Origin of the sequence: Cytophaga sp. FL35 (genome assembly GCF_014349235.1) — a bacterium.
Lineage (GTDB): Bacteria > Bacteroidota > Bacteroidia > Flavobacteriales > Flavobacteriaceae > Euzebyella.
Map to the genome: position 1 here is coordinate 1 of NZ_JACSOH010000009.1, position 25,301 is coordinate 25,301.

Annotated in this window: 24 protein-coding genes and 1 riboswitch; of the genes, 11 read left to right on the top strand and 13 right to left on the bottom strand. The window is 39.4% G+C overall.

What is annotated here, in order from left to right:
* Positions 1-80 precede the first annotated feature (80 nt).
* The 4 genes from BIZ36_RS09040 to BIZ36_RS09055 form a co-directional block, all read right to left on the bottom strand.
* Positions 81-1,448: a DNA recombination protein RmuC gene (locus BIZ36_RS09040; RefSeq protein WP_187457573.1), complete on the bottom strand. Its 1,368-nt coding sequence runs from the start codon at positions 1,446-1,448 to the stop codon at positions 81-83.
* Between the two features lie 65 nt (positions 1,449-1,513).
* Entirely contained in the window at positions 1,514-2,299 is a 786-nt protein-coding gene (locus tag BIZ36_RS09045) for an ABC transporter ATP-binding protein (protein WP_187457574.1), read from the bottom strand.
* Complete coding sequence (locus tag BIZ36_RS09050; RefSeq protein WP_187457575.1) at positions 2,299-3,330, bottom strand: FecCD family ABC transporter permease; 1,032 nt, start codon at positions 3,328-3,330, stop codon at positions 2,299-2,301. Before BIZ36_RS09050 ends, BIZ36_RS09045 begins: the two co-directional genes overlap by 1 nt.
* Positions 3,331-4,473, bottom strand: a complete 1,143-nt coding sequence (locus tag BIZ36_RS09055; RefSeq protein WP_187457576.1) for an ABC transporter substrate-binding protein — start codon at positions 4,471-4,473, stop codon at positions 3,331-3,333.
* A gap of 68 nt (positions 4,474-4,541) precedes the next feature.
* Positions 4,542-4,764: riboswitch (cobalamin riboswitch) on the top strand.
* A gap of 35 nt (positions 4,765-4,799) precedes the next feature.
* Between BIZ36_RS09055 and BIZ36_RS09060 the strand changes: the two genes are divergently transcribed.
* From BIZ36_RS09060 to BIZ36_RS09070, 3 genes are read left to right on the top strand one after another with little or no spacing between them, the layout of a single operon-like run.
* Positions 4,800-6,641 carry a TonB-dependent receptor plug domain-containing protein gene (locus BIZ36_RS09060; RefSeq protein ID WP_187457577.1) on the top strand — a complete coding sequence of 614 codons (1,842 nt, stop codon included), beginning with the start codon at positions 4,800-4,802 and terminating at the stop codon, positions 6,639-6,641.
* A gap of 11 nt (positions 6,642-6,652) precedes the next feature.
* On the top strand, positions 6,653-7,732 hold the full coding sequence (locus BIZ36_RS09065) for a YncE family protein (RefSeq protein WP_187457578.1): 1,080 nt from the start codon (positions 6,653-6,655) through the stop codon (positions 7,730-7,732).
* Positions 7,732-8,664, top strand: a complete 933-nt coding sequence (locus tag BIZ36_RS09070; protein WP_187457579.1) for an ABC transporter substrate-binding protein — start codon at positions 7,732-7,734, stop codon at positions 8,662-8,664. Before BIZ36_RS09065 ends, BIZ36_RS09070 begins: the two co-directional genes overlap by 1 nt.
* Before the next feature lie 32 nt (positions 8,665-8,696).
* Here BIZ36_RS09070 and BIZ36_RS09075 read toward each other — a convergent pair whose 3' ends face one another.
* Positions 8,697-10,178, bottom strand: a complete 1,482-nt coding sequence (locus BIZ36_RS09075; protein ID WP_187457580.1) for a GFO_1087 family putative carboxy terminal peptidase — start codon at positions 10,176-10,178, stop codon at positions 8,697-8,699.
* 91 nt (positions 10,179-10,269) lie between these two features.
* On the bottom strand, positions 10,270-11,787 hold the full coding sequence (locus BIZ36_RS09080; RefSeq protein ID WP_187457581.1) for a GFO_1087 family putative carboxy terminal peptidase: 1,518 nt from the start codon (positions 11,785-11,787) through the stop codon (positions 10,270-10,272).
* A 241-nt stretch (positions 11,788-12,028) separates the two neighbouring features.
* On the opposite strand from BIZ36_RS09080, the gene BIZ36_RS09085 reads away from it, so the two are divergent.
* The 6 genes from BIZ36_RS09085 (at position 12,029) to BIZ36_RS09110 (ending at position 15,693) form a co-directional block, all read left to right on the top strand.
* Positions 12,029-12,538: a GFO_1088 family ECF-type sigma factor gene (locus tag BIZ36_RS09085; protein ID WP_187457582.1), complete on the top strand. Its 510-nt coding sequence runs from the start codon at positions 12,029-12,031 to the stop codon at positions 12,536-12,538.
* Complete coding sequence (locus BIZ36_RS09090; protein WP_187457583.1) at positions 12,525-12,974, top strand: PG0215 family putative anti-sigma factor; 450 nt, start codon at positions 12,525-12,527, stop codon at positions 12,972-12,974. Before BIZ36_RS09085 ends, BIZ36_RS09090 begins: the two co-directional genes overlap by 14 nt.
* 14 nt (positions 12,975-12,988) lie before the next feature.
* Positions 12,989-13,531 (top strand): GFO_1090 family protein, encoded by a 543-nt coding sequence (locus tag BIZ36_RS09095; protein WP_187457584.1) that lies wholly within the window; start codon positions 12,989-12,991, stop codon positions 13,529-13,531.
* 63 nt (positions 13,532-13,594) lie between these two features.
* A complete protein-coding gene (locus BIZ36_RS09100; protein ID WP_187457585.1) occupies positions 13,595-14,137 on the top strand; it encodes a GFO_1090 family protein in 543 nt (180 codons plus the stop codon).
* Between the two features lie 37 nt (positions 14,138-14,174).
* Positions 14,175-14,714: a GFO_1091 family lipoprotein gene (locus BIZ36_RS09105; protein WP_187457586.1), complete on the top strand. Its 540-nt coding sequence runs from the start codon at positions 14,175-14,177 to the stop codon at positions 14,712-14,714.
* A gap of 163 nt (positions 14,715-14,877) precedes the next feature.
* A complete protein-coding gene (locus BIZ36_RS09110; protein WP_187457587.1) occupies positions 14,878-15,693 on the top strand; it encodes a mechanosensitive ion channel family protein in 816 nt (271 codons plus the stop codon).
* Positions 15,694-15,777: 84 nt separating this feature from the next.
* Here the strand turns inward: BIZ36_RS09110 and BIZ36_RS09115 are convergent, their stop codons facing one another.
* From BIZ36_RS09115 to BIZ36_RS09130, 4 genes are all read right to left on the bottom strand, one after another.
* The gene (locus BIZ36_RS09115; RefSeq protein ID WP_187457588.1) at positions 15,778-16,686 is read right to left on the bottom strand and encodes a mechanosensitive ion channel family protein; all 909 of its coding nucleotides are present in this window, start codon (positions 16,684-16,686) and stop codon (positions 15,778-15,780) included.
* A 118-nt stretch (positions 16,687-16,804) separates the two neighbouring features.
* A complete protein-coding gene (gene purB / locus BIZ36_RS09120; protein WP_187457589.1) occupies positions 16,805-18,148 on the bottom strand; it encodes an adenylosuccinate lyase in 1,344 nt (447 codons plus the stop codon).
* Between the two features lie 104 nt (positions 18,149-18,252).
* Positions 18,253-18,813, bottom strand: coding sequence for a HEAT-like fold family protein (locus tag BIZ36_RS09125; RefSeq protein WP_187457590.1), 561 nt, complete (start codon positions 18,811-18,813; stop codon positions 18,253-18,255).
* A gap of 12 nt (positions 18,814-18,825) precedes the next feature.
* Positions 18,826-19,518, bottom strand: a complete 693-nt coding sequence (locus BIZ36_RS09130; protein ID WP_187457591.1) for an SIR2 family NAD-dependent protein deacylase — start codon at positions 19,516-19,518, stop codon at positions 18,826-18,828.
* 35 nt (positions 19,519-19,553) lie between these two features.
* Here BIZ36_RS09130 and BIZ36_RS09135 point away from each other — a divergent pair, with 35 nt between their 5' ends.
* Together BIZ36_RS09135 and BIZ36_RS09140 are read left to right on the top strand one after the other, a co-directional pair.
* On the top strand, positions 19,554-20,222 hold the full coding sequence (locus BIZ36_RS09135) for a TrmH family RNA methyltransferase (RefSeq protein ID WP_187457592.1): 669 nt from the start codon (positions 19,554-19,556) through the stop codon (positions 20,220-20,222).
* 61 nt (positions 20,223-20,283) lie between these two features.
* Complete coding sequence (locus BIZ36_RS09140) at positions 20,284-20,808, top strand: SRPBCC family protein (RefSeq protein ID WP_187457593.1); 525 nt, start codon at positions 20,284-20,286, stop codon at positions 20,806-20,808.
* A gap of 5 nt (positions 20,809-20,813) precedes the next feature.
* Here BIZ36_RS09140 and BIZ36_RS09145 read toward each other — a convergent pair whose 3' ends face one another.
* The 3 genes from BIZ36_RS09145 to BIZ36_RS09155 form a co-directional block, all read right to left on the bottom strand.
* The gene (locus BIZ36_RS09145; RefSeq protein ID WP_187457594.1) at positions 20,814-22,520 is read right to left on the bottom strand and encodes an alpha-amylase family glycosyl hydrolase; all 1,707 of its coding nucleotides are present in this window, start codon (positions 22,518-22,520) and stop codon (positions 20,814-20,816) included.
* A gap of 50 nt (positions 22,521-22,570) precedes the next feature.
* On the bottom strand, positions 22,571-23,344 hold the full coding sequence (locus BIZ36_RS09150) for a carboxypeptidase-like regulatory domain-containing protein (RefSeq protein WP_187457595.1): 774 nt from the start codon (positions 23,342-23,344) through the stop codon (positions 22,571-22,573).
* Positions 23,345-23,422: 78 nt separating this feature from the next.
* Complete coding sequence (locus BIZ36_RS09155; protein ID WP_187457596.1) at positions 23,423-25,186, bottom strand: DEAD/DEAH box helicase; 1,764 nt, start codon at positions 25,184-25,186, stop codon at positions 23,423-23,425.
* Between the last annotated feature and the right edge of the window lie 115 nt (positions 25,187-25,301).

Here is a 25,301-nt window from a genome sequence, read left to right on the forward strand (position 1 = left end):
GATAAAGGCGTAGATAAGGGCAAAAACCGCCACTATGATGCCCAGGGTTATAAATAATGATTTTTTCATGGGAATACTTGTTAAAGGTTGAGTCTGCCGCTATTAGAGGTATCGGTTTCCAAATCTTCAAAATCGTCCGCTTTGGCTCTTTTCATAATAGGCTCAGGAAGTGTTTTTTTCGCTTTTGCGCCCATTTTTTTCAACTTTTCTATGCTGATGATAATATTACCCCGTCCCTCAAAGAGTTTGTTCATAGCGCCTTTGTATTCGGATTTGGCCTCGTCCATTTTTTTACCCACCTTGGTCAAATCGGTAACAAATCCTTCAAATTTATCGTAAAGCGCTCCTGCTTGTCGGGCAATTTCAATAGCATTACGCTGTTGTTTTTCATTGTTCCACATACTGTCAATGGTACGCAAAGTAGCCAATAGGGTAGAGGGGGTCACAATGACAATATTCTTTTCAAAAGCCTTGTTGTAAAGGGTGTTGTCATTGTTAATGGCAATAGCGAAAGCCGGTTCTATGGGTACGAACATCAATACAAAATCCGGACTCTCCATTTCGTATAGGTCCTCATACTTTTTAGCGGACAGTTGGTCTACGTGCTTTCGTAATGAGTTGATATGGTCCTTTAGGTACTTTTCCCTTAACTCATCTTCCGCATTCACAAAACGCTCATAATCCGTAAGGGATACTTTGGAGTCCACAATCATTTTTTTGCCGTCTGGAAGATTGATGATCACATCGGGAAGTACTCGTGAACCATCTTCTCTTGTAAAGCTCTGTTGTACGGAATATTCACGGTCTTTTTCCAAACCTGATTTCTCCAGAACGCGCTCCAGTACCAATTCGCCCCAATTTCCTTGCATCTTACTATCTCCTTTTAAGGCCTTGGTGAGATTTTCTGCTTCTTGGGTAATTTTTAAGTTTTGGGTCTGTAGGTTCAATAACTGCTCTTTTAAAGCCGAATGTATGCTGATATTTTCCTTTTGACTCTCTTCTACCTTTTTTTCAAAGAGTTGAATTTTTTCATTAAGTGGCGTAAGTATATCTTTGATATTCTTTTCATTACGCTCCGTAAACTTTAGGCTTTTTTCTTCTAAAATTTTATTGGCAAGGTTCTCGAATTCCTTGGTGAACTTTTCTTGAAGTTTTTCTACTTCCTCTTTTTGTTCGTTGTTTTTTGCCTGTAGGTTTTCGAGGTCTGCCTGATAGCGAATGATTTGGTTGCTCAATTGCGATTTTTCATCCTGTAGGTGTATTTTATGCTCCTCCGCATCACGAAGCCGTTGTTCCATAGAGGATAAATTGGCATGCAATTGCTGTTCGCGTTCTTCTAGAGCGCTTTGGTTGGATTTTGTTTTCAATTGCTGAATGTAATTACCTAAAAAATAGCCAATTGCTAGACAGGCAAGTCCCACCAATAAATAAATAAGGTATTCGTTCATTTTCTCTTAAAGTAGTTATGGGTAAAGATACAAGTTTGGTCGAAAAAAGGTAATAGGCTTGCGACTTACTTTTTTATTTTAAAGGTTCCGCTGGTCGCATCAAATTTGACTGTGTCTTTGGGGAACAAACTTTCAAAAACGCCTTGTTCTATTAATTCACAGGGCTCCCCAAAAGGATTCTCTTTCTTGTTCAGCAACAGAATTTTATCACATAGTTGAATAGCCATTTCTATTTCGTGGGTGGTGTAGACAATGGTCTTGTTCCTATTTTTTGCGATGGTTTTCAGCAATTTTAGAATTTGAACCTTGTGGTAAAGGTCTAAATGGGAGGTTGGCTCGTCCAATAGGATAATTTTCGTATCCTGCGCCAAGGCCCTGGCAATGAGTACTCGTTGTAGTTGTCCGTCGCTAAGCTCATAGCATTTTTTATGCTGAATTTCCACCAAATCCAAATCTTGAATGGCTCCTTGAACCATTTTTTTGTCCTCTTGCTTCAAGCTTCCTAACCAATTGGTGTAGGGCTGTCTTCCTAAAGCAATCAATTCCATTACAGAAAGGTCTTTGGACGCCAGCCCTTCCGTAAGTACTACACTAATAAGAGATGCCAGCTCTATGGGAGTATAGTGCTCCAGTTCCTTTTGCTGCCCCCCTATTTCTCCCGAAAGTTTGGGAAGCATTTGAGCCAAGGTTTTAAGTAGGGTAGATTTGCCCACCCCATTGACACCAATGATGGCTATTAGGTCTTTTTCGTTCCCAGAAAACGTAATATTTTCGACTATGGATTTATCTTTGTATCCAATAGATAAATTTTTGATACATAGATTGATATGTGTTTTATTTGAATCAACCATTAAAATACCATTTTGCGTTTTCTCAAAAGCAACCATATCACCACCGGGGCACCTAAAATGCTGGTTATGGCATTGATGGGAAGTACATTTTCTGAATTGGGAAGTTGCGCCACCGTGTCGCAAAGTAGCATTAAAATAGCTCCACAAAGTAGTACTGCAGGTAACAGGATCTTATGGTCGGTGGTTTTAAATAGCTGTCTGGCCAAATGCGGAACCGCCAATCCTACGAAGGCAATTGGGCCGGCCAATGCCGTGACGCTTCCGGCGAGCAAGCCTGTTGCTAAAATGATGAGGAAGCGTGATTTTTTGAGTGGAATGCCCAGACTTTGGGCATAGTTTTCCCCTAACAGAAAGGTGTTGAGGGGTTTAATGCACAGAATACCTAAAACCGTTCCAATTAAGAAAATAACGAATAACAGCCCCACTTGGTTCCAAGAAAGGTTGCCCACAGACCCGAAGGACCAATAAACAAACTGTTGTAATTTTTCGGCCTGTGTAAAATAGGATAAAACGCTAACGATAGCCCCGGTAATGCTTCCGAACATCAATCCAATAATCAGCAAGGTCATGGTGTCTTTCACTTTATTGGCCACCGCCACCACAGCTAAAAGCACCATAAAACTCCCCAAACTAGCTGCTATTGCCAAGGAAACATCGGTCATGAGTCCTGTCGAGAAAAATCCACCCAAAAATGAACCGCCCATAATCAAGAGTGCCGCTCCCAAGCTGGCTCCGGAGCTTATTCCTAATACAAAAGGTCCCGCTAGCGGATTTCTAAAAAGTGTTTGCATCAAGAGTCCACTCAGGGAAAGCGCTGCCCCAGAAATAATGGCTGTTAGGGCTTTTGGTAAGCGGTAATTCAGTACAATATACTCCCATGAGGGATTGAAAATGGTCCCGCCAAAAAATGAGCTAAAAGTGGCTTTTAAGGGGATGTGCACCGACCCCAAGCTTACATTAAGAAAGAAACAGCCAATCAAAAACAAGGTGAGAACCAGAAAAGAAAGTCCATATGTTCTTTGAAAACTCAATTAATTCAAGGGTTTAAAGAAATATAATTCGTGATTGGGTAAAAGGTCCGGATGAAAAATATGAATGAGGTCTCTCAATACCAAATCCGGGCGGTTGGGAGCTAATTCATAAAATAGTAAACCACCTGTTTCGCCTTTGTCAAGGGTGTTGGCGAAAATCTTTTTATTCGTAAAGGCATCAAATTGGGTGTAGTGTGTATTGGAAGATTGTACCTCTTTGTAGGATGTAAGCATAGAGGGATTCAGCCAGAAATCGGCATGTTGCCCCTTTGCCAAAACGGATTCGATACTTAAGGACAAACCGCCAGACTCCGCATTGTCTTCCCATATATATTGGCCTCCGGCATCTTTGATGAACTGGGCCATCCAACTGTCGCCGCCTGCAACGTGCCAAACATCTTTGTAGAGTCCGCCAGTTAAAACTGAGGGCTTCTTGGCGGAGGCTTGTACAAGTTCTTTAACTTTTAAGTAGTCTGTTTCTATTTGTTTAAAAAGGGAATCCGCTTTTTTTTCCATCCCGAAAAAAGGGGCAAAAAACTTGATCCATTCCGCTTTTCCCAAAGGTGATTTTTCTGTCCATTCGCCATTGTATACTACCGGAATATTTGCTTTTTGAATGATGTTATAAGCTTTGTTTTGGTCGTTGATACCAAAACCTATAAGTACATCGGGTTGTAGTTCAATCACCATTTCAGTGTTGATGGCTTCATTGTTTCCTAATTCTTTAATTTGCTTATTTTCAACTCGTTTTCGAGCTTCATTTGAAGAAATAAAATCAGTAGTTGGGAAGCCTGTCAATTTATCAAGAACTCCCAAACTTTCCAAGGAAGGTATGTGCGTTGTAGACGTCACCACCACACTTTTTACAGGTACCGGTATGATAGCGTCATAATCATCTTTGTTAAGCGTAATGACCGCTAATTTTTCTTTAGGAATTAAGGCGTATTTATAAGCCTCTTGGGCGTTGGGCCATGGTGATAAAACGGTGATGATGGTTGCATCTCCCGAAGCTTGAATGTCAAAGCCTGTGGCGTAATCTATAGAAGGTGTTGCCGTTACCGAAATGGGTAAGGCTTCATTTTTCTTTTCCGTTTTACAGGCAAGAAAGAATAGGCAGCATCCAAGGACAATTAGATTTTTCAAGGCATGACAATTTAGGGTCAAAAGTAGTATTATTTAATCTTTGCAATGAAAGATTAAACAAAATGTTTATTTTCGCCGGGAATTTCGGTTGCTGATTTTCTACTTTGGAAAAGCGGCATTAAAAGGGAATCCGGTGAGAATCCGGAGCTGTTCCCGCAACTGTAAACTCTCTCCAGATTTCTTTCTGGTGTCCAAAGGGATGTTACTTTCTTAAAGCCACTGTCTGTATAGGATGGGAAGGTAAAGTAACATGGAGCAAGTCAGGATACCTGCCAAAATTCCAAACGCTAAAAATTGAGACTTTCGGGTAAAAGGTCTTTGTTGGTATGAGAAATTTCAATTTTTTACTAGCCTTTGCGCTACTTTTTTCATTCGAGGCTTTTTCGCAAAAAGATAGTGTGACCGTACTTGATGAAGTCATTTTGACCGATGTACGCCTATTGCATTTTTCGAACAGTCAGGTGGAAGTTTTAAAGGACTCCGTTTTAAAACGAAATGGTCGTTCATTGACCGATTTACTTCAATTCAACTCAGGAATTTATTTAAAGGAAAATGGGCTGAGAATGGTCTCTTCTCCTTCTTTTAGGGGAACCAACGCCTCTCAAACTGCTGTAATCTGGAACGGCATCAACATCAATTCGCAATTGACGGGTCAGGTAGATTTTAATACCATTGTTCCCATAAATTATGGTAACGTACAAGTCAGAAAGGGCGGGGGAAGCGTACAATTTGGCAGTGGTGCCATTGGAGGCAGTATCCATCTTCAAGACGAAATTCTATTCAATTCGGAATTTGAGAATGAACTTGAGCTTTCTTATGGCAGTTTTGATACCCGCGGCCTTGATTATAGAACTTCTAAGGGTTCGGACAAATTCGCCTTTGGTTTTGGATTAAACTATAGAGCTTCCGAAAATGATTATGATTATTTGGGAACGGACCTTCAAAATGAAAACGGGGATTTTGAAACCCTCAATTTAAACATGAATGCGGGGTATAAGCTTTCCGAAAAGCAACTATTAAAGTTCTACCACCAAAGTTTTTTAGGTGACCGTAATTTTTCGGGAACATTGACTGCGCCTTCCATGTCCAAATACAAAGACTACAACACAAGAAATCTTCTGGAATGGAACCATTTTAAGAACAATCGCATTCACCGTGTGAAATTTGGATACTTGTATGAACAGTACAAGTATTTTGCCAATAAGGAACGGCCCGACTTTAGCTTTGGGCAGACCAATACGTTCTTAGGAAACTACGACTATAAAATTTCCTTTGATAGAATAATCATTGATGCCATTGTCGATATTAATCGTACCACGGGGGATGGTTCTTCAGTGATGCAAGCCACGAGAAATACCGTTGCCGGCACCTTGCTTTTCAAACATCAGCTTGCTGAAAACATCAGCTATGACCTTAGCTTGAGAAGGGAGTTTGTAAGTGATTATGACAGTCCGTTTGTATATGCCCTGAATGCGGAATATCATCCAAATGAACACCATACCATTCACTTGAATGCATCAAAAAATTATAGGGTACCCACTTTCAACGAAATTTATTGGATAACTGGGGCTGGCTCTAGTGGAAATCCTAATATACTACCCGAGTCTTCCTATCAATTAGAATTAGGGTATGGCATACAATTTATCAAATGGAATTTTAATTGGGCTGCCTTTTATATTTCTTCGGAAGACATGATTCAATGGCGGCCGAACGATACTGGAGTTTGGATGCCTATGAATATTAGTGAGGCCACCAACTACGGACTGGAAGCTTCATTAAAGTACAAAGAAAATTGGGGTGAGCATGAGCTGGTTTGGCACGGGGGTTATTTTTATACCAGAGCGAAAAACGATGAAATATCCAAGGATTTAATGTACGTGCCAAGGCATAAGGCAACTGGCAACCTGAGCTATGCTTATAGTACTTGGCAATGCTTTTATCAAGTATTCTATAATGGGGAAGTTTTTACCACTTCCGATAATTCTGAAGAGTTGCCAGGCTATGCCGTCTCAAACGTAGGCGTTTCTAAAAAAATTCAATTAACGCGAAACCTTGCCTTAACTTCTAAAGTTCAACTTAACAATATCTGGAACAAAAATTACCAAAACGTGGCCTTTAGGCCTATGCCCGGTAGAAATATACAATTAAACTTAAATCTAAACTTTTAAATAAATCCTATATGAAAATTACTAAACTAGCGGTGTTGGTAATGTTGTCAACCTTATTTTTTGTGAGTTGTTCTGAAGATGATGCACCTGAAATTAATCCCACACCTATTGAAGAGGAAACATCTGACCCATATGAAGATGGTTTGTTGGTGGTTAATGAAGGACCGTTCCAAAACGGTTCCGGTACGGTAACTTTTATTTCGGAGGATTTATCGGAGACCAAACAAGCAATTTTTGAGGAAGTAAATGGGGAAGATTTAGGCAATATAGTGCAGTCCATGACCTTTAACGATTCCATTGCTTATATTGTGGTAAACAATTCCCACAAGATACAGGTGGTGAATAGGTACACTTTTGAAAGAGTTGCTGTAATTGATTCCGATTTGTTCAATCCAAGATATATGGCGATAGCTAATGGAAAAGGGTATGTGACCAATTGGGGCGATACTGCCGATGAGCAAGATGACTTTGTGGCCATTGTTGATTTGGAAACGAACTCGGTCGTTGAGACCTTGCCAGTGGAATTAGGTCCTGAGACTATTTCTTCCAATGAGGAATATGTGTATGTGGCACATCAAGGTGCTTGGGGCCAAAATAATAAGGTTTCCGTAATTGACCCATCAAGTGATACGGTTTTAAAAACCATTGAGGTGGGAGATTTGCCTAATACCATGCAATGGGATGCTTCCGGTAGTTTATGGGTGCTTTGTAGCGGTGCACCTTCATATGCAGCGGAGGAAACCAACGGGTCTTTGGTGCAAATAGACGTGACGGCCAATGAGATTAACCAAACCTTTGATTTTAATACCGAACAACATCCCGGAGGATTAAATATTGACGGAGACAAGCTTTATTTTGGATTGGATGGCGGCGTATATGAATTCAATATAGATGCCACCGAATTGCCATCAGCACCTTATCTAGAAAATGCTTCTTTTTATTCCTTGACCGTAAAAGAGGGAAAATTATATGGCACGGATGCCAAAGACTATGCGAGCCAGGGAGATCTGCTGATTTACGATCTAGAGTCAAAGGAATTAATCAATACCCTTATCGTAGGAGTTGTTCCTAAAGGAGTTTATTTTAATTAATGGCACGGCTCAAAGTTTGTTCCTTTCTCCCTGCAGTTACACAGATGATGTACGATATGGGGCTTCAGGACTATTTGATAGGTGTTACTTTTGAATGCCCTACTATCGCTTTACGCGAAAAGAAGCCCGTTGTTAGGTGTATTTTGGAAGGAAAATCGTATTCAAGCCAACAAATAGATACTTTTTTCACTGAGAGTAAAAGAGAAGGGAAAGAACTTTATTATGTGGATGAAAAGCTATTAGAAGAAATAGCTCCCGATATTATTTTCACTCAAGATGTTTGTGATATTTGCCAGATTGACATGGATTGTACCATGGCTGCTGTGGCACATTTGCCCAAGCAACCTGAACTTATTTCTATTAGTCCGGCGGGTTTGTCCGATGTTTTTGAAAATGCCCTCACCATTGCCAAAGCCTTGGGAGCTGAGGAAAAGGCGTACCAATATCTAGCGGGGTTACAATATCGAATAGACGCTGTGGTGGATGGATTGAGGGAGCATAGGGACTTGCCCAAATCCGTTGCTCTCTTGGAATGGTTGGACCCCATTTATAATTGCGGACACTGGATTCCCCATCAAATTGCATTCGCAGGAGGAGTAGATATGCTCTCTCATCCGTCTGGAAACAGTATCGCCATTTCATGGGATAGGATTAGGCAGTATGACCCGGAAATTATGATTGTGGCCCCCTGTGGGTTTGATACCCAACGTACCTTAAAGGAAATGTCACATTTATTTACTAAAGATGGGTGGACTTCCTTAAAAGCGGTGAAAAACAAGAGGGTTTATATTGCTGATTTTGAACTTTTTACCCAATCGTCCGCGGGAACTCTAGTGGACGGTATAGAATTGCTGGCGGGATTGTTCCATCCAGATTACTTAACTGTTCCCTCTAGATTACAAACAAGATTTCAACCATTTTTTGAGGTATAAAAAAGGCCCCAAATCGGGGCCTTTATAAGGTGTTACCAAACCACTGGTGGGTCTAGAATATACATATTATCCTTAAGTGGCGTAAACATTTTGGAATCGGTAATTTTTTTAGCTGGAAACTGCACTTCAAAACTCATTTTGGCTGTACTGCCAGTGATTTCGTTCAGAGCTCTGGCAAGTAATGGTTCATTTACGTCACCTAGAATACCAAGGTTTCTAATATCTTCGTCCAACGCTATATCAGGAGCCAGACCGTTAGTAAAATCTGAAAACCCATCGGCATTTTCATTTCTACCCAATAGGGGTTGTATGGCCCATCTATTATTGGATTTGATCTTACCAGTTCTTTCAGGACTGTACAGATAGTTATTGTCCCTGTCATCTACTAAAGTAGTAGAAAATTCATTTTTACCACGAGTGGTTTCCCCTATTTGAACAACATCAACATAAGGTGTTAGACCGTTTATGACCAGTTCACTGGCAGATGCAGAACTAGAAGTGGTGAGAATATACACTTTATTTAAATTAAGAGTATTAACCGCGGAACCCTTTTTAGTTTCTTTGGCAAAATAACGTCTCAGATCCGTGCCACTATCTTCCAGAACTTTTTGGTATTTGTCATTATACCTGGCCTTTAGAAATACTTCGTCCGTATTGGTGCCGTAAATCATACTTGAAAGTAGTATAGCTGTATTTACCGATCCTCCAGAATTATAGCGTAAGTCAAGGATCAGTTCCGTGATACCATCGTTCTTAAATCTACCAAAAGAATCATTTAACTGTTCATCATATTCATCAGTAAAGCCATTATAGATAAGATAGCCCACTTTAATCCCATTGATTTCAATGACTTCGTTTAAATATATAGGGTTTTCTTGTAAACCAACTTCTTTGGTTAAGGCAATCTCTTCGTCCGTAGAAGCAATTTCACCATTTTCAATTGTCGCCATATTAAGAGTGTAGGTGTCGCTATCCGAAAATAACAAGGAAGGGTAATTGGTGTCAGTCAAAACTGTTCCATTTACGCCATTAAAAAGGTCTCCGCGTTTGATATCTTTTGTTGAGGCGTCAGAATTGGGTACTACATATTCCACATAACCGAAGATATTATTGGAATCTGCAATACGTACCAAGCCAAACATAAGTCCGTTACTTTTGGTTATACCGGACAAAGATTGCGTGAGGGTGACATAATCGTTTGAATAAAAACTGAAACGATCTTCCGTAAATAAAAGCTGATTGTCAAAAAAACTACCTGGTTCTGGATGGGCGGCCAAAAAGTTGGTATACGCCTCTGAACCCTCCGAATTGTTGGGAAATTTGGTGTCGGATAAATTTTCTACGTCTGCCTGCCAAAAATACCAGAAGTTCATGGCCTTCCACATAAAATCCTGGACATGAACCCCTGCACTAGGGTCTGGATCTACGGTATCCGGAATGGTAAAATCATCGTCCTTTACACAGGAAACAAATAATAGCAGGGGAATTGCCAGTCCCCAGACGAACTTCTTCATCAATAATAGTTTTTAGGTAAGATTTAAAAAAAGTAGGTTGCCCTCCATAAGCTTCAACGTAAAAGCAACTGTATTATTTTCAATGATTTAGTTAAAGTGGCTTTAATAACCCGTCCATAAACATATTGTTCTTTCCTGGCTCGAACATTTTGGAATGAGTCAATAAATCCGCAGGAAATGGCTGCGTTGGGCTAAACTTTGCTGTACTTCCAGAAATAACCGATAAAGTAAGCTGTAAAAGAGGTTCGTTCTCATCTCCCAACACACCTAAATTTTCAATATCCTCACCTAAAATATGGTCGGGAACCAACCCAGTGGTATAATCTGAAAAACCATCGGCATTTTCATTTCTTCCCAATAAAGGTTGAATTGCCCAGCTATTGTTCGGGTTAATTTGGTCAATACGGTCTGGGTCGTATAAAAAGGAATTTTCCGGATCGTCTACAAAAGTATTTGAAAACTCATTTTTTCCGGTGGTTGTGGTGCCAACTTGTACTACATCTACGTAAGGTTCCAAACCGTTGATAACGAGTTCACTTGCAGAGGCACTATTATCTGTAGTAATCACATAAACTCTAGACAGCTCCAAGGTATTTAAGGGAGTTTCGGAATCAAATGTCACATCCGTAAAATTGTCAGGAATTCCAAATTGTGCCTGAAGTTTATCATTAAATCGGGGTCTGATAAAAACTTCGTCCGTGTTGGTTCCATAAACGGAACTGGCAATTTGAATTGCGGAAGAGACACGCCCCCCTGGATTGTAACGGAAATCTAAAATTAACTCATCTATGTTTTCAGATTTAAAAGTTCCGAATACGTCGTTTAAGTCATCATCATAGGCGGCTAAAAACCTGTTGTACATTAAATAACCGATTTTAATACCGTTTTGTTCAATGATCTTATTCACCAAGATGGGATTTTCTGAAAAATTTTCAATTTTGGTAAGGCTAACCGTTTTATTGTTGCCTACTATACTTTGGTCTACAATATCTGCCATGTTAAGGGTATAACTAGCGTTTTCCCCAAATAAAAGATCCACATAATTATTTACAGTCAAATCTTGCCCATCTACTCCGTTAAACAATTCTCCTCTTGAAATATCTTGTTCAGATGCATTGGAATCAGGCATGATATAAGTGACTACTCCGTATACATTAAAGCCATTTTCATTTAAGTAAAGATTAAATTCCAATCCGTTGCTCCTAGAGATGCCTTGAAGAGAATTGAGTAAATCTTGGTAATTTTCTACTACGGCGCTAAAACGGTCAACTGCATTTGTGTCTCCAACTGCATCCACATGGTTGTTGCACAAATCATTAAAAAAGAAGGCAGAGGGGTTGGATTCGGACGCCAGGAAATCTATATAGGCAGGATCTGTAGGACCGGTAAATTTTGAGTCGCTCAAATTTGCTACATCTTGTTGCCAGAAATAAAAAATATTCATAGCCTGCCACATGAAATTCTGCGCAGGATAGTCGTCCGCGGTTGCACTAACAGGCTGCTCTACGGGTTCATCTATGACATTATCCGGAATGATATTGTCATCACTGGAGCAACTGTATACAGTTAAGGCTAGACCAAGAGAAAGGAGGGGAAGGAATTTATTCATAGCTTTTTATTGAAGTTATTGGGAACAAAATCAATTATTGTTCCAAAAAAAGGAAAGTATCTATATTTTGGGGTGTATGTAATGTTTATTGTTGTTAAAGATACGTAAATGAAATAAGTCGGGTTTGATAAATTCCCTTACATTAAGAGAAAATTAATATTTAGTTGTAACAAAAAAGAAGGTGGTTCGTCTTCCTTTTGTAGACGCCTAATAAGGGCTACAAAAACAACCAATCAAAAAAATGCAACAGTCAGATTTTTTAAAAATTGTGACACCCTTTCAGGATAAGCTCTATCGTTTGGCCAAGCGCTTATTGGTATCTAGGGAAGAAGCTGAAGATGCTACTCAGGAGATATTAATGAAACTTTGGTCCAAAAGTAAAAAAATAGGCAGCTATAATAATGTGGAAGCCTTTGCAATGACGATGACCAAGAATTTTTGCCTGGACCGATTAAAATCCAAACAAGCGGGAAATTTAAAATTGGTTCATAGCAATTATAGGGAAGAAGGCGCCTCTTTGCAGAAACAGGTAGAAGCCAATGACAGTGTGACCTGGGTACAAAGGATTATGGAAGATTTGCCCGAACAACAAAAAATGGTATTACAATTGAGAGATGTTGAAGAATATGATTTTGACGAAATATGTGAAATGTTAGAAATGAAACCCACTGCGGTGAGAGTGACTCTCTCCAGAGCAAGAAAAGCGGTAAGGGAAAAATTAATGGAAAAACATAACTATGGAATTGGATAGGATAGAAAAGTTGTTGAGCAAATATCTTGAAGGTAGTACTTCACTGCCCGAGGAGGCAGAATTAAAGGCTTTTTTCTCGCAGGATGATATCCCTGCCCACCTAGCAGAATACCGGCCCATGTTTGCGTACTTTAAAAAAACCAAGCAGGAAAAGTTCACCAAAGGATTGCCTTTGCAAGAAGATACTAAGCTGAATTCAAAAAAATGGTTTCCTTGGTTGTCCGTTGCGGCCTCTGTACTTATAATGATTGGTCTATTCTTTGGAAAAGGGTACTATGACCAAAAGCAGTTAGAAAAGGAAAAAGCGCAATATGCTTATAAGGAAACTAAAAAAGCCTTGGACATGTTGGCGGAAAACTTTAGTAGAGGAACAGAAAAGGTGGCTTACTTGAACGAGTTTGTTGAAGCAAAAGAAAAAATTTACAATAAAAATTAAATTATAATAGAAGCATGAAAAAGATATTGTTTGTTATGGTAACGGTACTAGCTCCCCTTTGGGCGCAATCCCAATCTTTGTTCGATAAATATGAGGATTTGGATAAAGTTAGTGCCGTGGTGGTCAATAGAAGCATGTTCAACCTTTTAAGCAAGATTGATGTGGATGTGGATGATCCCGAAGCGCGGGAATTTATGGACATTGCCAAGAGTCTTAACAACTTAAAGGTGTTTATTACAGAGGACCCTAAAATTGGGGCAGATATGAAATCATCCGTTAATAAATACCTTAATAGTGCCAAGTTGGAAGAGCTTATGAGGGTGAAGGATAAAGATGCCAATGTAAAGTTTTACATACGTGAAGGTAAGGATGAGGATCATGTAAGTGAATTGTTAATGCTGGTTTCCGGTATTGATAATATCAATGTAGAAATGAACGGAAGAAAATTTGAAACGGTCTTACTTTCTCTAACAGGAGATATTGATTTAAATAAAATTGGCTCCTTGACAAAAAAAATGAACCTGCCGGAAGAATTGAATGACGCAGGTAAAAATTAAACATAACTGGTTTCATCAACCGATATTAAAATTAATATTCATCAATCATAAAAATTAACAGTCATGAAAAAACTTAGTTTAGTAATTACAATTGCACTTTTACCTTTGTTAGGCATTTCACAGTCCATCTTTGATAAGTATGAAGATATGGATAATGTTACCTCGGTAACCGTAAACAAGGGTCTCATTAAGTTGGCCGGCAGTATGGCTTCCTTGGATAAGGACAACCAAGAAGCACAGGATTTTGCCGCAATAACCAAAGGTATAACTGGTATAAAAGTTTTTGTAACGGAGGATTTTGATATCTCCAAGGATATGCAAAAAACCGTCAAGAGGTACCTAAAATCCTCTTCCATGGAAGAATTGATGCGAATCAAGGATAAGGAGGCCAATGTAAAGTTTTATATAAAAGAGGGTAGGGATGAAGACCATGTGCGGGAATTGCTACTATTTGTTTCGGATATTAATAATGAACACATAGAAATAGGTAACCGAAAATTTGAAAGTGTGCTGGTTTCATTAACAGGGGATATTGATTTGAACAAAATTGCCGCACTTACCAACCAAATGGATTTACCCGAAGAATTGAACGAGGCGGGGAGGTAGGTTTTCCGGTTAGTATTTGTCCATTAAAAAATGAAATATGAAATTGAAAAATATAATTACAGGTCTTTTAGCCATTTTATTATTGGCTGCCTGTTCTTCTACTCAAAGTTTGCAGGAATATATTGTGGAAAATTCTGAAAACCCCAATTTTCTTTCTATCGATTTACCGGCCAGTCTACTAAATTTAGATGAGGCCAACATATCGGCTGAGGAAAAGAAAAGTTTGGACGCAGTTAGGAAGCTTAACGTTCTGGCCTTTAAAAAGGATGATTCCAATGAAGCCGAATTTCAGTTGGAAAAAACCAAAGTAAGGGCCGTTTTAAAAGGGGACAAATTTACCGAGCTCATGAAAATTAACACAGCCTATGGAAAAGCTTCTATTAAATACCTTGGAGAAGAAGACGCTATAGATGAAGTTGTTATATATGGCGACAATGAAGAGAAAGGCTTTTTGCTGGTACGAGTTTTAGGCGATGATATGAACCCGGCCAAAATGATGAGTTTCGTACAACTTTTACAAAAATCTGATTTAAAACGAGATGGTTTGGAACAATTAGGTTCCTTCTTAAAGGAATAGCAATCCGTAATCAGGAAAACAGAATCCAGTCTTTTGACTGGATTTTTTTTGCTCTGCCGTAATCGTTTACCACCAATTAAGAACTTAACAATTTAATTACTTTACCTCATTCAATGATTTTTTTAACTTAGTAGCACACACTAACATTTAAATTGTATTAACTATGGAACAAGCAGAAGTTTGGTTTGAAAAAGGAGTTGAATTTGTTGTAGAATATGGACCCAAGGTTTTGGGGGCTATTCTTATTTACATTATTGGGGCATGGGTCATTAAAAACATGCTCAAGGGCGTACGGAAAATGATGGCCAAGGGAACCTATGATGAATCTTTACAGCGATTTTTGGTAAATATGCTCGCTTGGGCATTAAAAGCCTTGCTGGTGATTATTGTAATTTCTACTTTGGGAGTCAACGTTACCACTTTCGCAGCTATCATCGGAGCTGCTGGTTTGGCAGTAGGTCTAGCATTGCAGGGCTCTCTGGCAAATTTTGCGGGAGGCGTATTGATTATGATTTTTAAGCCCTACAGAATTGGCGATTTAATTGAAGCGCAAGGGGTTTTGGGTTCAGTAAAGGAAATAGAGATATTTACAACCAAACTGATAACGCCACAGAATAAATTGGCTATTGTGCCAAACGGAGCCATGGCCAATGGAAATATTGTTAATTATACCACAGAGGGTAAAATGCGGGTAGACACCGTAGTTGGTGTTGGATATGATGAGGACATTAAGAAAACAAAAGAGGTTCTTCTTGAAGTGTTGACTTCTAATCCAAAAGTATTAAAAGACCCCGCTCCATCCGTTAATGTATCGGAATTGGGAGATAGTTCCGTAAATTTTGCCGTAAGACCCTTTTGTAAGCCTGAGGATTATTGGGATGTATATTTTGGTACGATTGAGGGATGCAAACTGGCCTTGGATAATGCTGGAATAGAGATTCCATATCCGCATCAGGTGGAAATTCAAAAGAAAGGATAGCTTCAATTGAGCGTATAATTAAAAAGCTTCCCGAAGTGGGAAGCTTTTTTTATTGATTCAACAATAATCCAATGTTAGGTTATTTTAGTTGACCGATGCGGTATCTTGATTCTGGATGGTACGCATGGTTAAATTGTTTTTTCCAAAATCCAATGTTCTTATTGGGAACGGAATATTGATATCTTCTGCGTCAAAGTGTGATTTGATAAGCTTGACTGCCTTGTGTCTGGCTGCATGTTCTTGAGCTTTTGTTTTAACATCCGCCCAAAACCGAACCATAAAATTAATGGAGCTGTCACCAAACTCCGTAAAGAAAAACTCTACATTTTCATCTCCATTTTGTTGAAAATTTTCCTTGATGACACGCACAGTCAAATCTTCTACCATTTGCAAATCGCTCTCATAGCCTACACCACAATGTACAAACACTTTTCCCCTCTCCGTTAGGGAGTAATTAGTAAAAGCCCCATCAACAAAATTGGAATTGGGAATGACCACTGTGTTGTTTTCTGGGGTTCTTATGACAATATTCCTTAGGCTTATTTCTTCTACACGACCTGAAGCATCCCCATTTTGAATGAAGTCATTGATTTTTATATTGGGCATAAAAGAAAGAAGAAGTCCGCCAAAAGTATTGCTTAAAGTTCCCTGTAAGGCTAGACCAACGGCCAAACCAATAACTCCAGCACCCGCCAAGATACTCGTAAGTACTTTATCAAGTTCCAACACTCCTAAAGCTATAAAGAAACCAATCAACAGCACTGTCACAAACACGGTTTTGCTAATGATTTCTTGAATGGAAACCTGACTAATTCTCTTTAGCAAAATATTCCTAAATAGCTTTCTAAGCCCTCTTGCAATAAAATAGAAAATTATCATAACCACGATGGCCATGGCTATGTTTGGCAGTTTTAAGATGATGGCATCTAGCCACCCGTCTAACTTACCCCATAATTTTCCTATTGAATCTTGTACTGAAAATTTCTCCTCCATATATCTGGTTTAAAGTTGATTAAACTGATGATTTTCAACAACAATGTGCTGAAAATTAATGGAGTAAAATTACCGATTACGGTAATGGGGGCTTAGTTCAAACCAATTAAAGCTTGACTTAAATACCCGTATAATTGCTAGGTGTAATGGCTTTTAATTCGCTTTTAATGGCTTCTGAAACCTCCAAGGTCTCAATAAAATTAGCAATGGATTGTTGGTTGATAGCCTCGTTTGTTCGAGTCAATCCCTTAAGGGCTTCATAAGGATTTGGGTATGCCTCCCTTCGTAAGATGGTCTGTATTGCCTCTGCAACCACCGCCCAGTTGCTCTCCAGGTCCTGTTCAAATTTGGCTTGGTTAAGCAATAACTTGTTCAAACCTTTAAGAGTTGCCTGAAAAGCAATGATGGTATGTGCAAAAGGAACTCCAACGTTTCTCAAAACGGTGCTATCCGTAAGGTCTCGCTGCAATCTTGAAACAGGTAGCTTTGCCGCAAGATGTTCAAAGAGAGCATTGGCAATGCCTAAGTTTCCTTCGGAATTTTCAAAGTCGATTGGGTTTACCTTATGAGGCATGGCAGAAGACCCTACTTCACCTTTTTTGATTTTTTGTTTGAAGTAATCCATGGAAACGTACGTCCAGAAATCCCTGTCCAAATCAAGAATAATGGTATTGATTCTTTTTAGTCCGTCAAAAAGAGCCGCCATATGGTCATAATGCTCAATTTGCGTGGTAGGGAAGGAGTGGTGTAGACCCAATTTTTCCTGCACGAACTTTTTACCAAAGGCTTTCCAGTCTATATTGGGATATGCCACTTTATGCGCATTGTAATTTCCGGTAGCACCTCCAAACTTGGCCGCACTTGGAATGTCGTTCAATAAGTTGAACTGCTCTTTTAATCTTTCTACAAAAACATCTACTTCTTTGCCCAAACGGGTTGGAGAGGCGGGCTGACCATGGGTTCTGGCCAACATAGGCACTGAAGCCCACTCTTTTGCCAATTCCTTTAATTTGTCAACGAGCTCCAAATAGCCAGGAACATAGACTTCGTTCATCGCTTCCTTTATAGAAAGTGGAATGGCGGTATTGTTGATATCTTGAGAGGTCAATCCAAAATGGATGAACTCTTTATATTCTGCCAAACCTAATTTGTCAAAAGCCTTTTTAATAAAATATTCAACAGCTTTCACGTCATGGTTGGTCACTTTTTCAATATCCTTGATATCCTGTGCATCTTGGATATCAAAATTTTGATACAACTCCCTTAAGGCTACGTATTTAGATTTGTCAAAAGACTTCAGTTGAGGTAGGGGTTCTTCGCATAGTGCAATAAAATATTCTACTTCAACAAGTACCCTGTATTTTATGAGGGCTTCTTCTGAAAAGAAATTGGACAATGCTTCGGCTTTATTTCTATAGCGCCCGTCTATGGGCGAAATGGCGTTTAAGGAAGTAAGCGACATAACGTAACTTTCTGGTTGGAAATTAAAACGGCAAAGATACCATATCATAATCGTTTATGATATTTTTTGCGAATGAAATATCGCTAAAAGAGGTAATCTTAGGGTTATTTCAATTTAGCCAAGGTATGTCTGGCCCGTGCCTTATAAGCAGCACTTCCTGAGGGATAATTCTGCTCTAAAACCATTTTTAGTTCAGGATGAATCCAATCGAACTTTTGTCCCAAAAGTAGTAAACAGGTCATGGAATAGGCCTGAGCCGCCACCTTGTGGTCGCCTATCAACCAATCAAAGCAAGTGGACGATATTTTTTCTAAATGGGAAGTGTTGAGCGTTTGTTGAACCGGATTGGAGGTTTTTGAAAAATAGGCAAGAGTAAGAAATTCACAGATTTTGGCGATGGGCCGCACGGAAGAATCTTGATGAACCCTGTGAATATTTTCAATAAACTTGTTTATATGTGGAAGCAAATACTCCAAATGCTCTTTGGCCGTAAATTCCATAACCCAGCACGCTCTGTTGGAAATAGGATCATCAACTTCAAACGCGATTTGTAGGAGAGGTGGCACCAGATCTGGATTTTTAAGGATAAGCTGCGCCATTTCCGACCGCTTTTCACGGGAGTGGTTCACATAATTGAGGCTGTCATAAAGAGCTTCTTTTGTCACTTTTTCTGTTAATTAAGTACTTGAAAGTAATTTTTGAACCAATTCTTGAACTCCTTGCGCCGCTTTTTTGGGGATAATGGTCAGGTCATTAAAATCCCTTTCTGAAACGGCTGGCATAGGGTCAATGAAATAGATAGGCGTTGATGGGTTTACATAATTGACCAATCCGGCAGCCGGGTATACCTGCATAGAAGTACCGATTATTAGTAAAATATCTGATTCCGAGGTGATTTCAACAGCTTTTTCTAGCATGGGTACTTGTTCCCCGAACCAAACAATGTGAGGTCTCAATTGATGCCCTCTGGAACAGAGGTCGCCTATATTTAAATCCTTGCTCCAAGGTAGAACATCCTTTTCATTTCCGGTACTACGTGCTTTTAAGAGTTCACCGTGTAAATGTACTATATGGCTGCTTCCGGCCCGTTCGTGTAGGTCGTCTACATTTTGGGTAATGATGGTTACATCATACTTTGACTCCAGTTCTACCAAAGCCAAATGAGCTTTATTGGGCTGTACTTGCGGCAATTGTCTTCTTCTTTGATTGTAAAAATCCAATACTAAGGCGGGATTAGCATAAAAACCCTCGGGTGAGGCCACTTCCATCACGTCGTGTCCTTCCCATAATCCACCGGAATCCCTAAAGGTGTTGATTCCGCTTTCCGCACTTACACCCGCACCTGTTAAAACGGTAATTTTTTTCTTCATTGATATAAAAATAGAGTTTTTATTAATTTAGGCGGATGGACCAAAAACAACTTCTTGAATTTTTAGAGGGTTTTATTTCGGAAGAACGAAAGCAACGTTTCATTGATATTTTACAAGACCGCACTAAATTGATTACGGTAGCCATGGAGGATGTGTACCAATTACATAACACCAGCGCCGTTATTCGTAGTTGTGATATTTTTGGGGTTCAAGAGGCTCATGTTATCGAAAATAGGTTCGGTAAACGGCTGGACAAGAAAATTGCCATGGGTGCTCAAAAATGGGTAGATGTCCATAGGTATAAAACGACGACCGAATGTATCGATAGTTTAAAAACTAGGGGGTATAAGGTTATAGCTACTTCTCCTCATTATGATTCTTGCGATTTAAATGATTTTGAAATAACGGAAAAAACGGCTTTTTTCTTTGGTACGGAAAGAGAGGGACTCACTGATGAAGTCCTCGAAAAGAGTGATGGATTTTTGAAGATTCCGATGCTTGGTTTTACCGAAAGTCTTAACATTTCAGTGGCTGTAGCCATTATTCTACATCAGTTATCGGCCCAATTAAGAACTACCAATTTGGATTGGAAACTAACAGAAGAGGAAATTCTGGATAAGCGGATTGATTGGACAAAGAAATCCATAAAGAGTATTGATAGTATCATGGGCAGGGTTCAAAAAGAAGGTCTAAGGGAGTTGTGATTTTTAAAATTTCAAATTTAATTTTTTAGTATCTTTAATTCATCAACCAACTGAAAAACAAATGTATATAGCACTTTACATCCTATTAGGTATTATAGCGCTGGTAATATTATTGGCGTTAATAGCTCCCAAGACGTATCACGTTTCCCGTTCTGTAGTCATTGAAAAACCTCGGAGCGAGGTATTTACTTATTTAAGGTCTTTAAAAAATATGGACGATTGGTCTCCTTGGGCCAAAAAAGACCCGAATATGGAAAAGAAAATTACAGGCACCGACGGAGAAGTTGGTGCGGTCAGCTACTGGAACGGTAATAAAGAAGTAGGCGAGGGAGAACAAGAAATTACTAAAATCGTACCTGAACAACGCATCGAATCTGAGCTGCGATTTCTAAAGCCTTTTGCTTCAACGTCCGACGCTTATCTTCAAATTGATGAGGTTGATGCCACAAACTCCAAGGTCACATGGGGTTTTTCCGGCAAGAACAAATTCCCTATGAGCATCATGATGCTATTTATGAGCATGGATAAAATGGTGGGTAAGGATTTTGAATCCGGATTAAGTGATTTGAAATCTAAATTGCAGTAGTCTGTTTATTGGGCCAATTCCAATAATGCAATATCAAAATCATTCTCTAAAACAACCTGTCCATTTTCCACTTTAACCGGGGTGTTGGTGTAAGCATCTATAAGTTGGGTTCCATCACCAAAGAAGCCTTTAACGGTCAGTACTTTTTTTCCTATGGGAAGATTCAAACCTATAACCACCTTATCCTTAAAATCATCTTTTACATATGATCTACTAAAAATGTAAGGTGATTTGGATAGTCTATTATGCCTTCCGGCCCCAACGGCCAGATGGTTATTTCTAAAACTTCCTAATTTTTGCCAGTGTGACAGTATTTCCTTTTTTTCCGGGAGACTATCCAATTCATCCCAATTCATAAAGGAACGTAGATTGGCATCACCTATAACGGGATTTTCATCTGTACCATTCATAGATAGACTTCTTGCCGTTTCATCACCATAATAGATTTGAGATGCTCCCGGTGTTAGAAGTAGAATATTGGCTGCTTTTTTAGAATCAGTTCTTTCACGGTCAAAAGGATTTCCATCATCATGGGAAGTTAGGTAGTTGACCACTCCTTGATTTTCTAGTTTAGTATGTAACAGTTGATGGTATTTATTAAAGATAGTCTCGTAATCCTTTTGAGCATCGGTTTTGAGTTCAAAATTGATAAGGCTTTTAAAACCATGATTAAAATAATCCACTTTTTTATCGCCAAAGTTATATTCCATTCCGCTAGAGATTCCATAGCCATAAACTTCTCCTACCATAAAAAATGGGGTATTGTCCAAGACCTTATCAGGGTTCATTTTTTTCCAGTTTTCAAAAGCCTTCGAGGCCTCTGTATAAAGTTCGCTCCAAGCTTTTTCATCGGCATGTTTTACGGTGTCCACCCTAAAACCATCAATTCCCAATTGGTTGACATAGTCCGTTAGCCATTTTATGATATAAAACCTAGGAGCTCTAGGGTAACCGGTTCTTTCAAAAAAAAGCTGAAGTTCATCCAATTCTTGGCTAAGCCTGCCTTCCTCTTTCCATTTGGCCAATAAGGCATCTGGCAGTTCAACATCCGTATCGGAATCCGTATAAATATCCGGAAGGTTCTCTACCAAAGTACATGCCGTAGTACCTTCATAATTGCTAAAATTACAAGGAGGAGATGTACGTACCCATTCTTCTGGCCATACTGGATCTATTTCAGTAACGGGACCTGTATGGTTAAGTACTACATCCATTAGAATGCGAATACCGTTTTCATGTGCCGTCTTAATTAACTTTTGTAGGTCTTTCCTACTGCCAAAATTGGGGTCTAGAGCGGTCCAATCCTTGGTCCAATAACCATGATATGCAAAGGTATTACCCGTACCCTCATCTGTGGCACCGTGAATTTGCTCTACTACAGGAGTGAACCAAATGGCATTGACACCTAAATCGGAGAAATATCCCTCCTCAATCTTTTGGGTTATGCCTTGAATATCGCCTCCCATAAAACCTCTTAAAGGACCTGTAGGTTCCGTGCGATTAAAGTTTAGGTCATTATCAGTATCTCCATTATTGAAGCGGTCGGTCAATAAGAAATAGATATTGGCAGCTTCCCAGAGAAATGGTTTAGTAATGACGCTGTCTTTTATGGTCTCGCTTACAATGGTAGGTTCTTTGCTTTGTTCCTTTTTTTGTTCGGCACAAGAATAAGCGAATAACAAAAGAAAGCACACAGCGAGTAGGTTCTTCATGGACATCTATTTTGTCTAAAGCTATAAAATGCCCAGAGGAAATCAAAGAATTATTTTTTGCGATTGAGGACTTTAAATTCCTCGTAGCAACTACTTACAGCATCCAATATTTGAAGGTCGTTTGCCGTAGTGATAAATGATTTGGAATAATTGCAGTTATTGAGAATGTCCTCTATGTCTACTTTTTCGATTTGTAGTAGCTCCGTCAAGGTTTCACGATCAAATTTGGATGCCAATAAATCCCTGATTTGATCGTCTTCCTTCATTTTACGAAGTTTACGCATCTGGTTGGGTTGTTTTCCAAACAGATTTCGAAGAAGGTCTGCGGGGTTGAGGATGGCACCCAACACTTTGGTTACGGCACTGGGATTTTTGTTCCCTCCTTCGTAACTTACGGAAAGACCGGAAATACTATATTGGTAGGAGTTGTTTATGGGGTAGTTCTTTACGTCTATTTCCAAATAACCGGTAAGTTGATAGGGTTTTACAATCACTTCTTCTAGTGCATATGCCAATTCTGTTAGGGCAATCTGGGTATTTTCAAACTTGAACATATCATTCGTTACCCTAATTTTCTGAGATTTGAAACCTAAAAACGAAAAGTAAATAATATCATCTACCGCTGCCGAAACGGTAAACTCACCATTTTGATCCGTAATGGTGCCAATGACCTGGGTAAGGTTGACCACGTGAACGCTTTCCATGGCCTTTTCGGTTTGGGCATTTACAACTACGGCTTTCAACGGCTGTAGTTCCGGTTCATCATCTTGGGCAAATAATGTGGTAGTAGAAATTAACAGGAAAAGGGTAAGAAGTGCTCTCATTAACTTATAAATGGAAATTTAAAAGTACTAAACAAAACGAAAAAATACGCCAAAGCGTATTTTTTAATATATGATTAACTAAAAGAAGTCACTTCTGTTTTTCTTGCTACGCCTTTTACCGGAGAAGCTCGAACTTTTCTTAGAGCTACTACTGTCATTTCTTCTGCCACGGTTACCTCCGCGATCTCTATCCCTGCCTCTTCTTTTGGATTTGCCCTTTCGGCCTCTTCCGCCATCGCCACCAGGATTTTTGGAAATCTCAACATTAATGAACCTTCCTTCCAATTTAAAATCCGTAAAGAATTGTAAAATGGCTTCAGTGTGTACCTCATCTGTGTTAAAGAATGAAAAGGTATCTTTGGTATCCACCTTGTATACATCATCTTTTCCTAGGTTGAGTGTATCCCTTAAAAAGTCTTTTAAGCTCATCCAGTCATAACCGTCCTTTTCACCTACATTAATAAAGTAGCGTACAGAGCCATTACTTGACCCACCTCTATCTGAACCTTGTTCGTTACCTGCACTATTAAGGTCTTTGGTCTTATTGTAGTAATTGGAGAATCTCGTAAATTCTACGGAAACGATTTTTTTGATTAATTCGTCCCTATCAATACCTTCCAAAACCTCATTAATGGCTGGTAGATAGTTTTCTACATCCTTGTTGATTTTGGTCTCCTTTATTTTGTTGGCCAAATGGTACAACTGAATTTCACAAATTTCAATTCCTGTTGGAATTTTTTTGCTGATAAAGTTTTGCTGTACGATTTTCTCAATAGAACGAATTTTGCGCAACTCGCTCTTAGTAACAATTACCATTGAAATACCCGATTTACCGGCCCTACCTGTTCTACCGCTACGGTGGGTGTAGGTTTCAATTTCATCTGGTAATTGATAGTTGATAACATGCGTAATGTCATCTACATCTATTCCACGGGCGGCCACATCCGTTGCCACCAACATCTGTATTTGTTTTTTACGGAAAGCATTCATGACCAAATCTCTTTGGTTTTGGCTTAAATCTCCGTGCAGGGCCCCGGCATTATACCCGTCCTCTATTAATTTTTCGGCAACCTTTTGAGTGTCTCTTTTAGTTCTACAGAATACCACCGAAAAAATATCGGGGTTGGCATCTGCCAGACGCTTAAGTGCGGGGTACCTGTCCCTTCCACTTACTACATAATATTCGTGGTCAACATTGGTAGAACCGGCATTTTTGGTACCAACCGTAATTTCGGTTGGGTTATGCATGAATTTTTTAGCAATAACGGATACCTCTTTGGGCATTGTGGCACTGAACAACCATGTAGATTTATCTTGAGGAGTATTGGATAAAATATCCTTGATGTCTTCATAAAAGCCCATGTTGAGCATTTCATCGGCCTCATCTAAAATACAATAGTCAATTTTGGAAATATCTACCAAACCACGACCAATCATATCCTTCATTCTACCAGGAGTGGCCACCACTATTTGGGCGCCTCTTTTAATTTGTCTGGCCTGTTCCGTTATACTGGCACCGCCATAGATGGCAACCGTGCTTAAACCCTTCACATATTTGGAATATGCTTGCATTTCTGTGGTAATCTGCAAGCACAATTCTCGGGTAGGGGATAAAATAAGCCCTTGAGTTGTTCTGCTATTGGCATCCAGCTTTTGAATAAGTGGGAAACCAAATGCTGCAGTTTTTCCTGTTCCGGTCTGGGCCAATGCCACAAGATCGGACTCGTTTTCCAATAAAATAGGGATTGCTTTTTCTTGTACCTCGGACGGGCTCTCAAAGCCCATATCCTTAATAGCATTCAATAGGGCATCATTTAGCCCCAATGCTTCAAATTTTGTCATATAAGTTATACTTAAATCGCTAATAGGTGTGTTGCTTAGAGCGATTATCGTGTATAACCCTAGTACTCAGTGCAACACCTGCCATACCGGCGGCGTTAAAAATAAGCGGCAAAGG